At 75.1% G+C, this 14,092-nt stretch carries 10 protein-coding genes and 1 pseudogene; 4 read left to right on the plus strand and 7 right to left on the minus strand.

Annotated elements, in window-relative coordinates:
• Window positions 1-272: 272 nt before the first annotated feature.
• Window positions 273-644, plus strand: coding sequence for a hypothetical protein (locus tag ACLIYP_RS25040; protein WP_412715379.1), 372 nt, complete (start codon window positions 273-275; stop codon window positions 642-644).
• A gap of 140 nt (window positions 645-784) precedes the next feature.
• On the opposite strand, the gene ACLIYP_RS25045 is transcribed toward ACLIYP_RS25040, so the two are convergent.
• The 5 genes from ACLIYP_RS25045 to ACLIYP_RS25065 all read right to left on the minus strand — a co-directional run bounded on the left by ACLIYP_RS25045 (window position 785) and on the right by ACLIYP_RS25065 (window position 7,778).
• Window positions 785-1,108: a hypothetical protein gene (locus ACLIYP_RS25045; RefSeq protein ID WP_412715380.1), complete on the minus strand. Its 324-nt coding sequence runs from the start codon at window positions 1,106-1,108 to the stop codon at window positions 785-787.
• Window positions 1,109-1,457: 349 nt separating this feature from the next.
• Entirely contained in the window at window positions 1,458-1,766 is a 309-nt protein-coding gene (locus tag ACLIYP_RS25050) for a hypothetical protein (RefSeq protein WP_412715381.1), read from the minus strand.
• A gap of 159 nt (window positions 1,767-1,925) precedes the next feature.
• Window positions 1,926-3,131 (minus strand): barstar family protein, encoded by a 1,206-nt coding sequence (locus ACLIYP_RS25055; RefSeq protein ID WP_412715382.1) that lies wholly within the window; start codon window positions 3,129-3,131, stop codon window positions 1,926-1,928.
• 85 nt (window positions 3,132-3,216) lie between these two features.
• On the minus strand, window positions 3,217-5,988 hold the full coding sequence (locus tag ACLIYP_RS25060; RefSeq protein WP_412715383.1) for a cation-translocating P-type ATPase: 2,772 nt from the start codon (window positions 5,986-5,988) through the stop codon (window positions 3,217-3,219).
• Window positions 5,989-6,980: 992 nt separating this feature from the next.
• Window positions 6,981-7,778 carry a VOC family protein gene (locus ACLIYP_RS25065; RefSeq protein WP_412715384.1) on the minus strand — a complete coding sequence of 266 codons (798 nt, stop codon included), beginning with the start codon at window positions 7,776-7,778 and terminating at the stop codon, window positions 6,981-6,983.
• Between the two features lie 681 nt (window positions 7,779-8,459).
• On the opposite strand from ACLIYP_RS25065, the gene ACLIYP_RS25070 reads away from it, so the two are divergent.
• Window positions 8,460-8,990 (plus strand): pyridoxamine 5'-phosphate oxidase family protein, encoded by a 531-nt coding sequence (locus ACLIYP_RS25070; protein ID WP_412715385.1) that lies wholly within the window; start codon window positions 8,460-8,462, stop codon window positions 8,988-8,990.
• Between the two features lie 101 nt (window positions 8,991-9,091).
• On the opposite strand, the gene ACLIYP_RS25075 is transcribed toward ACLIYP_RS25070, so the two are convergent.
• Both ACLIYP_RS25075 and ACLIYP_RS25080 read right to left on the minus strand, forming a co-directional pair.
• Window positions 9,092-10,291: an NAD(P)/FAD-dependent oxidoreductase gene (locus ACLIYP_RS25075; protein ID WP_412715386.1), complete on the minus strand. Its 1,200-nt coding sequence runs from the start codon at window positions 10,289-10,291 to the stop codon at window positions 9,092-9,094.
• A 153-nt stretch (window positions 10,292-10,444) separates the two neighbouring features.
• Window positions 10,445-11,389 carry an RNA polymerase sigma-70 factor gene (locus tag ACLIYP_RS25080; RefSeq protein ID WP_412715387.1) on the minus strand — a complete coding sequence of 315 codons (945 nt, stop codon included), beginning with the start codon at window positions 11,387-11,389 and terminating at the stop codon, window positions 10,445-10,447.
• A 295-nt stretch (window positions 11,390-11,684) separates the two neighbouring features.
• On the opposite strand from ACLIYP_RS25080, the gene ACLIYP_RS25085 reads away from it, so the two are divergent.
• Both ACLIYP_RS25085 and ACLIYP_RS25090 read left to right on the plus strand, forming a co-directional pair.
• A complete protein-coding gene (locus ACLIYP_RS25085; RefSeq protein ID WP_412715388.1) occupies window positions 11,685-12,539 on the plus strand; it encodes a DUF4132 domain-containing protein in 855 nt (284 codons plus the stop codon).
• Window positions 12,536-14,092 (plus strand): annotated as a pseudogene (locus ACLIYP_RS25090) (hypothetical protein); the annotation flags it as partial. The gene ACLIYP_RS25085 and the pseudogene ACLIYP_RS25090, both read left to right, overlap by 4 nt.

The raw sequence follows: 14,092 nt of genomic DNA on the forward strand, positions 1-14,092 counted from the left end.
GGAGCGGGCGTACTCGGACAGCTTCGCGTAGGCTCCCCGGGCGTCCTCGCCCGGGCCCGCGCCAGCGCGTCCGCCAGCCGGTCCCCCGGGCGGCCGCGCCGGTCGGCCAGGGCCCTGAACGCGTCGAAACGGGCCGCGGGGCGGGCGCTGTCCATGATCCTCAGTGTGTGCGCGGTCCTCGAAGACCGCAATCGCGGCCGGGCGGGCGCCCGGCTCGGCGCCGCTCTCCGGGACGAGTGGCGCGGGCCGGACGGTGAGCTGACCCTGGAGGCATGGAGGAGGTTCTCGCGTACACCGCCGCCGGCCTGGTCGGGCTGTGGGGGGTCTCGCATGCGGTCCCGACCCGGTCCGTCGTCGCCGGATTCGGGGAGATCTCCGCGGACAACCGGCGGGTGCTGGTCCAGGAGTGGCTGGCCGAGGCGGTGACCATGTGGTCCCTCGCCGCACTGGTCGTCGTCGTCACCGTGGTCGGCGGTGGGACGTCCACCGCCGACTGGGTGTACCGCGTCACCGCGGGATCGCTGCTCGTCCTCGCGGCGCTGACGGCTCTCACCGGCGCCCGCACGGGCGTGATCTGGTTCAAGATCTGCCCCGTGCTGCTGACCACTTCGGCGGTGCTGCTGCTGATCGCCGGCCTCGCCTGAGGCGCCGGCCCCCCATCCGCTGTTCGGGGTCCATCAGGCGCTGGTCGGCGGCCCGCCACCGGGCGGCGACGCCCTGGATCTCCTTCCGGGTGTGCGCGGCCCCGACAAGGTCCCGTGGCCGGCCGCGGGATGCGCCGTACTCAACGTGTCATCAGACCGCGGTCCTCGAACTCGTCCGCGCACTCCTCCGGCACCATCACGGTCCTGAGGGTCGCGTTCGGGCGCACCGGGGTCGCGGACGGGGCGAGCGCTTCGCGCCGCTCGCGCTCGGCCTCGGCACGGGCCTGCGCGACGTCGTCGGCGAGTTCCCGGCAGTCGACGGCGTACGTGCCGGTCGGTGCCGGTTCCCCGCCGGGGGAACGCCGCGTGTCCGCGGACGGCTCGGTACCGAGGGCGAAGGTGGCGGCGAGGCCGGCCAGGCAGAGCGCGGCCCATCCCACGGCGATCCGCCGGCGGGCGTTCAAGAGCCGACCTCTCCGACGGGAGCGGCACAGGGAGGCAGTGAGGTGCGCGCGATCATCGGGGTTCCCTTCTCACGGGGTCGATCCGGTCTCCGGCGCTCCGGGCCGGCCGGACGCGGAGGCTGCACGGCAACGGATGGCCCGGATGCACGATACGCACCGCCCTGCCGGTCCGCCCACCAGGTTCGCCTCCGGAGTCCCGCCGCTTCGGAAGACGGCGCGCCACGCTGTTCCCGGTCGGCCGCCGGCATCGCACCGCTGCAGGGGCGGGTTCCTCCCGACCGATCTCCTCTCAGTGACCTGTGACAGCCCCTCCGGCTCTCGCCGCGTGGCCCCGGTACGGAGGGAAGCACTACAGCTGATCGAGGTGGAATGCAGAGCCGGGGCGGTGGGGCGCCCATCCGCGGGCGAGGGCGGCAAGGACGGCGGCAGCGACCTGGGAGGGAAGGACCGGGTCGGCCGGGGCACCGATCCAGTTGCCGGGGTGTGCCCGGCCTGTGGTGACCACCAAGGTGCTACCGGGCGCCTCGGCGAGCTCGACCGCATAGGTCAGGGGGGACATGACCAGCCCCTGTTCATAGGTCGGCCTTCCTCGAACCCTCCAGCGGTAGGCGACGCCCTCGACGTTCAACCGCCGCGATCCCTTTCTCGGCACTGCCATACGTGTGTCCTTTCCCAGAGCGACGGCGGGTGGCAGGGATGGACCGGTACGGGTCCAGAAGGTGGGGTGCGCGACTGGCCGGCACGGCAGGGGCGAACGGTGGCGCCGGGCGTCTCACCACGGGCGGGACCGCGTCCGGTGTGTCGGTTGGTGTGTCGGTCAGCAGGCGATGACGTCGATGCGGTGATCGCGGAAGACCTCCTCGATGACCTCCAGCGGTGGTCTGCCGCTGCGGTCGTCGGGCCGCACGAGATGGGACCGGGCGGCGGCGAAGGCGTGCCAGCGCAGGACGAAGGGAGCCCGGGCTCCCCAATGGCCGCGCAGGCAGTCCTCCAGGGCATCGGGATTCCGTCCGAAGTAGCCGCCGGGGCCGTTGACGGCTTCTCCGAGAGCGCAGTAGAAGCCGTCCACATCGGTGATGTGCCGCCCGTCCAGACGGTAGACGGTGTCGGGCGGGCGATCCGGTACGGAGCGGAAGCCATGGTGGATCAGTGCGGCGGACAACCAGCCGTGGCGGCCGGCCCGGTCCAGCCGGTGCCACAGACCGGGGCGGTCCAGCCGCCCGGTCCGGCGCAGGTGCCAGGGCCAGGCTGCCCCGGCGTACGCGTCCTGGCACCACAGGCGCACGGTCAGGTCGACCAGGTGGGCGCCGTGGACGGAGGGCTTCACCGCTTCGGCGGTCACGTCGTTGACGAAGTACTGCCCGATGGGTGTGCCCACTGCGTCCAGCAGCACCAAGTGGGCGTTGCCGGCACGAGCACGCCTGCCGCCGATGTGGCCGGTCGCCGCTCGCAGCCCACCGGTCGGGGCGCACCCGGCGAGTTCCACCCGCCGGGATCCGTCCGCCAGCGGTGTGAACAGGCCGCTGAACCGCCGGGCATGCCCCCACGCTTCGTCCTCGTCGTCGCCTGTCAGCACACAACCCGCATCGATCGTCCCCACGCGCGCCCCCATGCCTCGTCGCTGCGCCCCGCCTCCGAGGAGCGGGAGTGGAGCGTAGCGGCGCCCGGCACCGTCTTTCCCGCCGATTTCCGCCACCCGCGGTCTCGCTGCGACCGCAGGAGGTCCACCGGAGGCGAAGGCGGACAGCAGGGTGTCGGCCCTGATCCACAGCTCCTCCGTGTCCAGTCCGAAGATCTCGACGCAGACCACGTCGCTGCCGACCGCGTTGGCCAACCGGACCTGGACTACGCGATCGGCACCGACCAGGGGGTAGGCGTACCAGCCGTCGGGGCGCTCGTCGCCGGTGCCGGGCAGGGCGGCTTCCACGGTCTCGTGGTCGATGTCGTCGAACCGGTGACCGACGTAGCGGGAGAGCAGTTCCAGCAGCGGCCGCACATTGCCGCCCCAGACCCGGCCCTCCACCAACCGCTGTGTCGCGGCTCCCCTCTCTGCCGACCCCGTCAGCCGAGTCCATTCGTACCCGGTGACCTCCGGAGACCGGGCGGTCTCACTCGCCGGGGCGTGCCGCGGCGCGGTGGTGCGGCTGCGGTGCGGGGGCGCCGGAGGTGCGGCCACCGCGGGGCCGGAGGGACCGCCACAGGTGTTCCACGAGCAGCACGGTGGAGGCGGTGGCCGCGCACACCGCCCACTGGGCGGCGGTGAGGGAGACGGTGTCGAAGACGCCGTGGGCGAAGGGGACCTGCACGGCGACGATCTGCAGCACGAGGACGGCCGCCAGGCTGGCCCACAGGGTGCGGTTGCGCAACTGGTGGCGGCCGAGGACGGGGCCGTCCTCGCTGCGCGCGTTCAGCGCGTTGAACAGCTGGAAGAGCACGAACGTGGTGAAGGCCATGGTCGCGGCCGTCGCGGGACCGGTGAGGTCGCGGGCGACCGCGAAGACGGCCAGTGTGCCGGTGGCCATGACCGCGCCGGCGCGGGCGATGGCGCCCAGCCGGCGGACGCCCAGGATGCGCTCACCGGGCGGCCGGGGCGGGCGGTGCATGATGCCCTCCCGCGGCGGGTCGATGCCCAGGGCCATGGCGGGCGGCCCGTCCATGATGATGTTGACCCACAGCAGCTGGATCGCGGTCATGGGGGCGGGCAGCCCGGCCAGCACGGTGGCGAGCAGGGTGAGGATGGCGCCGACGTTGGTGGACAGCTGGAAGCGGACGAAGGTGGTGATGTTGTCGTAGATGGCGCGGCCTTCGCGTACCGCCCGGACGATGGTGGAGAAGTCGTCGTCGGTCAGCACCATGTCGGCGGCTTCCTTGGCGACGTCGGTGCCGGTGACGCCCATGGCGACGCCGATGTGCGCGGCGCGCAGGGCGGCGGCGTCGTTGACCCCGTCGCCGGTCATGGCCACGATGTGGCCGCGCTGTGCGAGGGCGCGGACGATGGTGACCTTGTGCTCGGGGGCGACGCGGGCGAAGATGCCGACGCCGTCGATGCGCGAGGCGAGTTCCCCGGCGCTCATCCGGGCCAGTTCGGCGCCGGTGACGACATCGCCGGTGATGCCGAGTTCGCGGGCGATGGCGGCGGCGGTGTCGGCGTGGTCCCCGGTGATCATCTTGACGGTGACGCCGGCGGCCTGGGCCAGGGCGACGGCGTCGCGGGCCTGGGAGCGGGGCGGGTCGGCGATCCCGGCGACCGCCGTCAGGGTCAGCCCCGCCACCTCCCGCGGGTTCGACCGGCCGGTGGTGGCGGTGGCGGCGCCGAGGACGCGCAGGCCCTGACCGCCCAGCCGGGCGGCGGCGGCCACGACCTCCCGGCGCCGCTCGTCGTCCATGGGGACGCGGCCGTGCTCGGTCAGGACGTGGGTGCAGCGGTCCAGCAGGACGTCGACGGCGCCCTTGGCGTGGATGCGGACGGATCCGTCGGCCTCGGCGTGGAAGGTGGCCATGTACTTGGCGGCCGGGTCGAAGGGCACCTCGCCGGTGCGCGGGGTGCGGGCGCGCAGCGCCTCGGGGTCGAGACCGGTCTTGGCGGCGAGCACGAGCACGGCGGCTTCGGTGGGGTCTCCGATGATGCCCTCGCCGGTGAGGCGGGCGTCGTTGCACAGTGCGAACGGCAGGATCGCGTCCTGCGGGTCCGCGGCCGGGCCGGTGCCTGCTGGCGGACCGGCGCCGGCCGCCGGCCGTACGCTGCCGGCGGTGTCGTAGCCGTCGCCGGTCACCTCGTAGAAGCGCCCGGCCGACCACAGGGCGCGGGCGGTCATCTCGTTCAGGGTCAGGGTGCCGGTCTTGTCGCTGCACACCACGGTCGCGGAGCCGAGGGCCTCCACGGAGGCCAGGCGCTTGACGATGGCGCCGCGGCGGGCCATCCGGTGCACGCCCAGGGCCAGGGTGAGGGCGAGGACGGCGGGCAGGCCCTCGGGGATCGCGGCGACCGCCAGCGCCACGGCGCGCAGGGCGAGGTCGGCCAGGTCCTCTCCTCGGACGAGGGACACGATCGCGTAGGCGGCCACCGCGACACCGCTGATCACGGCCAGCCGCCGGCCCAGGCTGTCCATCTGCACCTGCAGCGGGCTGGGCGGTTCGGTGCCGGTGCGCAGGGCCGCGGCGATCCGGCCCACCTCGGTGCCCATGCCGGTGGCGGTCACGATCATCTCGGCGCGTCCGCGGGTCACGGCGGTGTTCATGAACAGCATCCCGGTGCGTTCGGCGACGGGCACCGGGTCGTCGCCGTCGGCCCGGGTGGGCGCGGTCGACTTGGCGACGGGCTGGGACTCGCCGGTCAGCGTGGCCTCGGCGGCCTCGACGGACTCCGCCACCACCAGGCGGCCGTCGGCGGGGATGCGGTCGCCGGCTTCGAGCAGGACCACGTCGCCGGGCACCAGGGTGCGGGCCTGGACCACCTGCACCCGGCCGTCGCGACGCACCCGGGCGGTGGGCACCAGCATCTGCCGCAGTGCCTCCAGACTGCGCTCGGCACGGCGTTCCTGCAGGTAGCCGATGACGGCGTTGAGGACGAGGACGACGGTGATGACGACGGCGTCCTTGATGTCGCCGATGATGCCGGCGACGACCGCGGCGGCGAGCAGGATGCCGATCAGCCAGCTGCGGAACTGGTCGAGCAGGCGCAGCAACTGCGACCGGCGGGCGGGCTCGGCCAGTGAGTTGGTGCCCCAGTCGTCGGCCCGCCGCTGCGCCTCCGCCTCGGACAGGCCCTCGGACGGGTCCACGCCGAGGAGCCCGGCCACCTGCGCGGCACCGCGCCGGTGGGCGTCGGCCACCGGTTCCGAGTCGTGTCGCGGGACCGTGCCGGACGGCTGTCGGGTCATGTTCGGTTGCTCCTTCGCGGGCGGGTCGGCGACACGGTGGCGGGCGCGGTGCGGTGGGTGCGGTGGGTGCGGTGGGTGCGGCGGACGCGATGGACGCGCCGGGGCGGCCGAACGGGACGGGGCGCGCGGTCGCGCGCCTGTTCCCGGCAGGGTTCGGTTCCCCCCTCGTACCCCCACCTTCCCGGGCCATGGCAGGTCAGGACTCCGCGCAGCCGCGCCGGGCGGCAGGTGTGCCGGAGAGGCGGCCGGGGACGCACAGGTTCCGCGGCGGTGCTCCGGGCGGTCACGTCTCCCAGGCCGTGGCGACCGCGTCACGTTCGGGGGCGAGAACGCCCGCCCAGGCGATCACCGGATTGCTCATCGCGCGCTCCCGTCCCGGAAGGCCGCCGGCGGGCGGCCTCTTCGACCCCAGTCTCGGTACCGCCGCTCACCGCGGCCAGGGGCCGTCAGGCCCCTCGGGGGGCCGGTCGGCCCTGCCGGGCGCCGGGCCGCCGCGGAGGAGGCCGCCATCCGCCTCTCCGGCCCGGTCGGTGTGCTCCTCGTGGTCTGCCCGGGGCATCGCGAGCGGCTCCTCGTCCACCGGGGCCGGGCACGTGCGCCGGCGCCGGCCGCCCCCTCCCGGCCTCCGGACCGGGCGGCCCGGGGTGCCCGTCGAGCGGTGCCCCGCCGCCGGAGGCGGCCCTGGTGATGTTCACCGGCGGATCGGTGGGAGGCCCGCGACCGCCGGGGCGTCCCCCACGGCTCCGCGCCCGTTCCCCGCTCCTTCTCCCCTTCCGGCGAGCCCGGCACGGTCCCGGGCGCCCTCCTGGACGGCCTGAACCGGCACGCCAAAGGCCCCCTGGACGACGCCGCGCCCCCGCCATCGCCGCGGGATGCTCCTGGGAGCGGCCGAGCGCGGCAGGCCCCGGGCCAGCCGGGGCGCCACGGCCGCCGCACCTCCCGGCGCGCACGGGCCGCGCGCATCGTCCCGCCGGCCATGGCGGGGGCGCGGCTCAGCTCGGGTTCGGGGTGAGCACCACGAAGTCCGCGTTCGCCGGGTCGAGGCAGACCGCCATCCGGCCGACGCCCTCCGCGTCCTCCGGCCCCATCTGCACGCTGCCGCCGTTCCCGGTGACCGCGGCGACCGCGGCGTCGCAGTCGGCGACGTCGAAGACCGGGTGCCAGTAGGGCCGCCCGTTCGCCAGGGCGAGGTCCTCGGTACGCATCCCCATGATGCCGCCCTGCGCACGTTCGCCGGAGAGCCCGGCGGGCGTGACGGTGGAGTACGTGCCCGCTCCGCCCGGCAGTTCCATGTCGTCGAACCGCCAGCCGAGGACGCCGCCGTAGAACTCCTTCGCCGCCGCGGTGTCGCTGGTGTACAGCTCGGTCCAGGACAGCGAGCCCGGCCGGCCCATCAGCTCGGCTCCGGTCTCCTTCCCCGGCTGCAGGACGGCGAACTGGCCGCCCAGCGGATCGCTGTACTGCGCCATCCGGCCCCACTCGTCGAGGCCCGTCGGTGGCACGCGCACGGTGCCGCCCGCGCGCTCGACGGCCCGGGTCACGGCGTCCACGTCGGCGACGCAGTAGTAGATCATCCACGCCGAGCGCGCGCCTTCCTCGGTCAGCTTGCCGAGCCCGGCGACGGTCCTGCCGTCCTTCCGGAGCATCCCGCCCTCGACGCCCTCCTCCTCCCCCATGGATTCGTACTCCCAGCCGAACACCGCACCGTAGAAGGCCGCGGCGGCCCGGACGTCAGGGGTTCCCAGGTCGATCCAGCAGGGGGAGCCGGGGACGAAGTCGGTGGTGATCACGGAGCTTCCCTTCCACGAGTCCTGTGTGACCTCAGCGTGGCAGCCGGCGCCCGCACCCGCCCGTCGGCCCGGTCGTTCGGGTGCCGCGCCCCCGGGAGGCCGGGGTCCGGTCACCCCGGGCACATCTGGACGCCTGGGGCCTCTCCACGTACACGGCCGAGGGCTGCCGGGGTGTCCGGCGGACGGCCGCGTACCGCGGTGACCTGCACGTCCTGGTGGAGGCACCCGACGGAACGATGGCGGCTCCGACGATCATGCGGCTCGGCGAGGCGAACAGGACCGCCGGGTTCGAGCCGGTCGGGACGCACCGGGACCACCGGCGCCGGGGGCTGGCACGGGCGACGCTCCTGCACGGGATGCACCGGGCACGGGGGCCGGGGCCACCCGTATGACGGTCGCCTGCCTGGGGGCGCCGGGGCGTCCCCAGGCGCGCGGGCTGTACCACGGCTTCGGGTTCCGGCAGTTCACGCGGGACGTGCCGCTGATCAGAACCGCGGCCGGCGGCCGGCGCGATCGGCGTCGTCCGGGATGAAGCGGCGCAGCGCGGCGAACCGGCCCCCGACACGGTCAGGCCGGCGGGAAACATGACACAAGGTGTCGGGTTTCGCGTCGAGCATGGCCTCACCGGCCGGCGCCGACGGTGAACGCGGGCCGGATCCCTACGGACGGACAAGGATTCCCATGCGCGAAACACCGGAGGAGCTCGCGGAGCTCCAGGCCCTCCTCGACTCCTCGCTCTCCCGCTCCACCTCCCACCTCCGCTCGATCGTCAGCACCGAGCGGACGCTGAACGCGGAACAGCTCACCCGGGTCCTCACCGGCATGTGCACCCTCGCCCTGGCCACCGTGACGGCGAAGGGCGAACCGCGGATCAGCGGCGCGGACGGCCACTTCCTGCACGGGAGGTGGCACTTCGGCACGGCACGCGACGCCGCCAAGGCCCGGCACCTCGCCGCGCGTCCCGCCGTCAGCGCCGCGCACATGCGGGGCGAGGACCTGGGGGTGTTCACCCACGGCACGGTGGAGGTCCTCAACCCCCGCGGCGGCGAACCGGCCGCGGACTGGCCGGATCTGCTCTCGTACCTCAAGGACTTCTACGGCGACGAGGCCTTCGACTGGGACGACGAGGTGGTCTACTACCGGCTGCGTCCGCACTGGATGACCGTCTACGCTCCCGACGCCGCGAAGCTCGCCGCGGCGGGCCCCGCCTGACCGGAGGAGGGGGACGCGCCGGGGCGCCGGAGGACGACGGCCCCGGGGGAGGTCGGCGCGGCGGGCGCACCCGACGGGAGGCGCCCGCCGCGCCGCACGGGTCAGGCCGGCGTCCTGAGGGCCGGGCCGCTGCGGGCCGCCTCCCGTGCGACACGGCGGCGGCGGACCGGCAGGCCGAGGGTCGGGTTGGCGACGCCCCATGCCGCGCCCTTGCAGACCAGCTCCTTGTAGACGGCGGCGAGCCGGCCGGTGAGGGCCGCGCCGGTGGCCCGGTCGTCGGCGGTGACGTACTGGATCAGCCCTTCCCGGCGGCCCAGCGAGATGCACTGGTTGAAGTAGCGGATCGGGATCCTCGGGAGCTTCCCGCCGGTCAGGCGCGCGGCGATGGCGTCGGCGGCCTGCCACGCGGTGGGGGTTCCCGAGGCGCACGACATCCGCAGCGGCCTGCCGCCGGGGCCCGTCGCCATGGCGGCGTCGCCGACGGCGTACACGTCGGGGTGCGAGACCGAGCGCATGGTCGCGTCCACCACGATCCGGCCCGTGGCGGTGGTCTCCAGGGCGGTGGCCCGGGCGACGGGGTGGACCGCGAAGCCGGTGGTCCACACGGTGACCGCGGCCGGGACGGCCTCGCCGTCGGCGGTGGTGACGCGGTCGGCCCCGACGGCGGTGACGGCGGTGTGCTCGTGCACGGTGATGCCGAGCCCGTCGAAGACCTTCCGCAGGTGGGCGCGGCCCTTGTCCGAGAGCCGGTCGCCGAGGCCGCCCTCGGTGGCGAGGGAGACCGCGAGGTCCGGGCGGGCCTCGGCGATCTCGGTGGCGGCCTCCAGACCGGTCAGGCCCCCGCCGACGACGACCACGGGCTGCCCGGCGGACAGGCCGGCCAGCCGTTCGCGCAGCCGGAGCGCTCCGGGCCGGCTCGCGATCTCGCAGGCGTGCTCGGCCGCGCCGGGGACGCCCTGGTCGTTCCAGCCGCTGCCGAGGGCGTACACCAGGGTGTCGTACTCCAGCTCCCGGGCGTCTCCGGCGGTGTCGGTGACGGCGACGGTCCTGCGGTCGGCGTCGACGCCGGTGACCCTGGCCGTCCTCAGCTCGACACCGGTGCCCGCGAACATCGCGTCGAGCGGGCGGGACCTGAGTTCCCGGCCGACGGCGAGCTGGTGCAGCCGGACGCGTTCGACGAAGTCGGGGTCGGCGTTGACGAGGGTGATGGCGACGTCTTCACGGTGCAGCCGCCTGGCGAGGCGGCCGGCCGCGGCGGCTCCGGTGTAGCCGGCTCCGAGGACGATGATGCGGTGCTTCATTTGCCTGGCTCCTGTCTGCGCGGTTTCCGTCCCTTGCGCGGTTCACCCCTTGAACCGGGCAGCGCGCCGTTTCCTGACGGGAACGCGGCGTGAAGCAGGTCACATTCGGGGCGGAGGGCGCCCGTGCCGGGGCCGGGGCGGCCCGCCCCGCGGTCAGAAGGCGTGGAACAGGGGTTCTCCGTGGTCGGCGGCCGCCCACACCTGCGTCGCGCGTCCGAGCTTGTCGGGGTTGGCCTGGTTGCGGATCGCGGCGATGCCCTCGGCGGTGACCTCCAGGCACACGATGCCGACGACCCGGCCGTCCACGACCGCCACGACGGCGGGCCCGCCGTTGGCGGTGGTGACGTGGAGTCCGGGCGAGCCGCCGACCAGGGCGCGCTTGGCCCGTGCGGGCTTGAACAGACCGCGCATGAACTTAGCGACCGCGAGAGCGCCCTCGACCGGCCTGGCGCGGGCCGGGACCTTCCCGCCGCCGTCGCCGACCGAGACCGCGTCGGCGGTGAGCAGCCGCACCAGCGGCTCGGTCCTCCCGCCGGCGGCGGCCGCCAGGAACTCCTCGGCGATCCTCCGGGCGGCGGCCTCGTCGACCTCGGTGCGGGCCCTGCCGTCCGCGACGTGCTTCCTGGCACGGTGGAGGATCTGCTGGCAGGCGGCCTCGGTGATGCCGAGGATCCCGGCGATCTCCCGGTGCGGGTAGTCGAAGGCCTCCCGCAGCACGTACACCGCCCGCTCGTGCGGGGACAGCCGCTCCATGAGGGTGAGGACCGCGTACGAGACCGACTCGCGCTGCTCGGCGGTGCCGGCCGGGCCGAGCATCGGATCCCCCTCCAGCAGCGGCTCGGGCAGCCACTGGCCCACATAGGTCTCGCGCCGCGCGCGGGCCGAGGCGAGCTGGTTGAGGCAGATGTTGGTGAGCACCTTCGTCAGCCAGGCCTCGGGGACCTCGATCCGCTCGACGTCGGCGGCCTGCCAGCGCAGGAAGGTCTCCTGCGCCGCGTCCTCGGCCTCGCTCGCGGAGCCCAGGAGGCGGTAGGCGATGGCCTCCAGACGGGGCCTGGCGGCCTCGAACCGGTCCACGTCCTTCACGGTCAGCGGCATGGTCCGGATCCTAGCCGGGCGACGCGGGGGATCCGGGACCCTGCGGGGCCCCACGGGCCGCGCGCCGGGGCAGGGCCCGGACCGGCGGCCCGCTCCCCCGCGGCCGTGCGGCGGACGGGTGCGCGCCGCCGGGCGGTTCGGGGCCGGCTGCGACCGGGACGCCCCCGGCTCTCGGGTGGACAGGGGCACGGGGCCTGACCATCCGTCACCTCCCGCCGCTTCCGCCCGTCCCGCGGTGTCAGCGCCCTGCTCTACAGTTCCCGTCACTTGATCACTGCGGATGCGGGAGGCACGCATGGGGTGGGTGTCGGCCGGCGGCTACGAAGTCGCCCTCGACGGCGGAAAGGTGGTGTGCCGGAACGCGGCCGGGCGGCGGCTGAAGTCCGTGCCGCCGAAGATCGCCGACGATCCGGCGGTGGTGGGGCTGCGTCAGCTCGCCGAGTGGCTGGAGCGGCACGAACGGCAGTGCCTGGCCGACGTGGAGCGCTGGATGGTCCGCTCGCTGCCGGTGCCGTTCGCGGTCCTGGCGCGGGTGTGGCCGGACCCGGCCTGGCAGGCCGCGCTGCGCGACCTGGTGGTCACGGGGGCGGACGGCTCGGTGGCCGGGTTCCTGCGGGACGCCGACCCCGAGCGCGGCCTCGGGGTGGTCGACCTCGACGGCGACACCGTCCGCCTCACCCCCGGCCTGGTCCGCCTGCCGCACCCGGTGCTGCTGGAGGAACTGGAGGAGCTGCGCGAGTTCGCCGTCGAACTGGGCGTCGAGCAGCGCGCCCGGCAGCTCTTCCGCGAGGTGTGGCGCCGGCCCGCGGCGCTGGACGCCGGGGCGACCTGCGTGGAGGACTACGCGGGCGGCGTCTTCAAGGAGCTGAGGTTCCTGCACGGGCGCGCGGCCCAGCTGGGCTACCGCGTGCGCGGCGGCCACGCGGTGTGCTCCGTGCTGGAGGACGGCCGCGCTGTCGAGGCCCGGGTGTGGGTCGGCGACTACGACGGCTACGAGGAGACGGAGACCGGCCCCCTGGTCTTCACCGACCCGGCGGGCCGGGTCCTGAAGCTCGGCCGGGTCGGGCCGGTGGCCTGGTCGGAGGGCATGCGCATGGCGGCCGCGCTGTACGCCGGACGCGACATCGAGGACGAGGAGCGTGCGGCATGACGGCGTACGACGGCATCACGTACGACGAGACCACCTGCGCCGCGCTGCTGGAGGCCGGCGCCGTACTGCCCCCGGGCGCCACGGACCGGGAGGACGCCGACGTCCTCACCGTCCGCGCCTACACCCATCCCGCGCTGGAGGAGCGCAGGGTCGTACGGCTGGTGCCGGGCACGCTCGGCGAGGCCGAGGACCTCGCCCTGGACTTCCTCGGGCTGGTCCGGGAGCCGGCGGTCCACGAGGCCGGGCAGGTGCGCCGGGAGACCCTGGGCTTCCCCGCGTGGGCGCTGGTCAACGACCCGGCGAACGGGCACCACGCGCTGGCGCTGGTCAGGGACGTCGAGCGGCTCTCCCGGCAGGCCAAGTCCCGCCCCGGTGCCGCGAAGGAGGGCTTCGAGGAGCTCGGCGAGCGGCTCGGCCGGGCCGTGCCGCACTTCCTGCCCACCTTCTACGAGCAGGCCGCCCGCGTCTTCCTCCGGCACGAGAACACCACCTACGCGGCGGCCTTCTTCGGCAAGGCACGCGAGGCGGAGCGGGTGCACGCGCTGCCCGTGGACGAGGAGCGGCAGCGGGCGGTGTTCCTGGAGTTCGCCTTCGCCGGGGCACTGACGGTCAAGGCGCTCAAGGAGCATGTGAAGGCGCTCTCGGCGCGGCTCGCCCCGGCCGAGGCGTGGACGCAGTTCCGGCAGCTGACCGTGGAGCGCTGCGCGGCGGGCATGCCGCCGTACGCGTCCCTGCCGCAGGACGCGCGCGGCCTGATCAGGGCCGCGGGGCTGGACCGGGTCGCCGAGGAGTGCGCCCTGGTGGCGGATCTGCTCGCGTCGCCCGCGGCGGTGCGGGCCCCGGCGTCCTTCTGGAACGCCTACCGGTCCACGCTGGCCGTCCTGGCCGGGCGGCAGCCCGCCGTACGGGTCCGGCTGCTGGAGATCATGCCGTCCGGGCTGGGCCGCTCGACGGAGGACGACGAGTTCTGGCTGGCGCTGCTCGCGGAGACCGGCGCCGACCGGCTGCTGACGGGCGAGGCCGGGGCGGGCGGAGCCGGGGCGGGCGGGGTCGACGCGGCCGACTGGCTCAGCCGCTGGGCGCTGCACCGCAAGCACGGCTCCTCCGTCAGCGGCCGCTCGCCGGCCACCCTCGCCCTGGTGGAACGCATGGCACCGCGCCTGCGCGCCCAGGGCCGCCCCGTGGACCTCTTCACCGGCCGCTGGCACGCCGGCGCCGACCTCGACCTGCTGGACCTGTGCGTGGCGCGGGGCGTACCGCTGAGGCTGCCCGAGGACGGCGGAGGCGTCTTCCTCGCCCTCGACCGGTGGCTGAGGGAGACCCCGCCCGGGCGGCGGGACCTGACGGCCGTCGCGGCCGACCCGCGCTGCCGGCGCCTGCTGTACCGCTCCGTGGGCAACCTGAGCGGCCACCGCGCCGGCACCGGGCTGCTGGAGGAGCTGGCCGGGCACCCCGTGCTCGCCGACGTGCTGCGCGAGTGGCTGGACGACGCGGCCGCGGAGCTGACGGCCGCGACCGGTCTGCCCGCCGCGCGCGCGGCGCTGGAGCGGCTG

The sequence above is a fragment of the Streptomyces nanhaiensis genome (assembly GCF_046614825.1).
GTDB classification, from domain to species: Bacteria; Actinomycetota; Actinomycetes; order Streptomycetales; family Streptomycetaceae; genus Streptomyces; species Streptomyces radiopugnans.

What these genes read in the sequence shown, in the direction of transcription:
- ACLIYP_RS25050 (WP_412715381.1), bottom strand. Translation starts at nt 1,766, where the DNA reads ATGGCAGTGCCGAGAAAGGGATCGCGGCGGTTGAACGTCGAGGGCGTC.
- ACLIYP_RS25040 (WP_412715379.1), top strand. Translation starts at nt 273, where the DNA reads ATGGAGGAGGTTCTCGCGTACACCGCCGCCGGCCTGGTCGGGCTGTGG.
- ACLIYP_RS25080 (WP_412715387.1), bottom strand. Translation starts at nt 11,389, where the DNA reads ATGCCGCTGACCGTGAAGGACGTGGACCGGTTCGAGGCCGCCAGGCCC.
- ACLIYP_RS25060 (WP_412715383.1), bottom strand. Translation starts at nt 5,988, where the DNA reads ATGACCCGACAGCCGTCCGGCACGGTCCCGCGACACGACTCGGAACCG.
- ACLIYP_RS25075 (WP_412715386.1), bottom strand. Translation starts at nt 10,291, where the DNA reads ATGAAGCACCGCATCATCGTCCTCGGAGCCGGCTACACCGGAGCCGCC.
- ACLIYP_RS25085 (WP_412715388.1), top strand. Translation starts at nt 11,685, where the DNA reads ATGGGGTGGGTGTCGGCCGGCGGCTACGAAGTCGCCCTCGACGGCGGA.
- ACLIYP_RS25070 (WP_412715385.1), top strand. Translation starts at nt 8,460, where the DNA reads ATGCGCGAAACACCGGAGGAGCTCGCGGAGCTCCAGGCCCTCCTCGAC.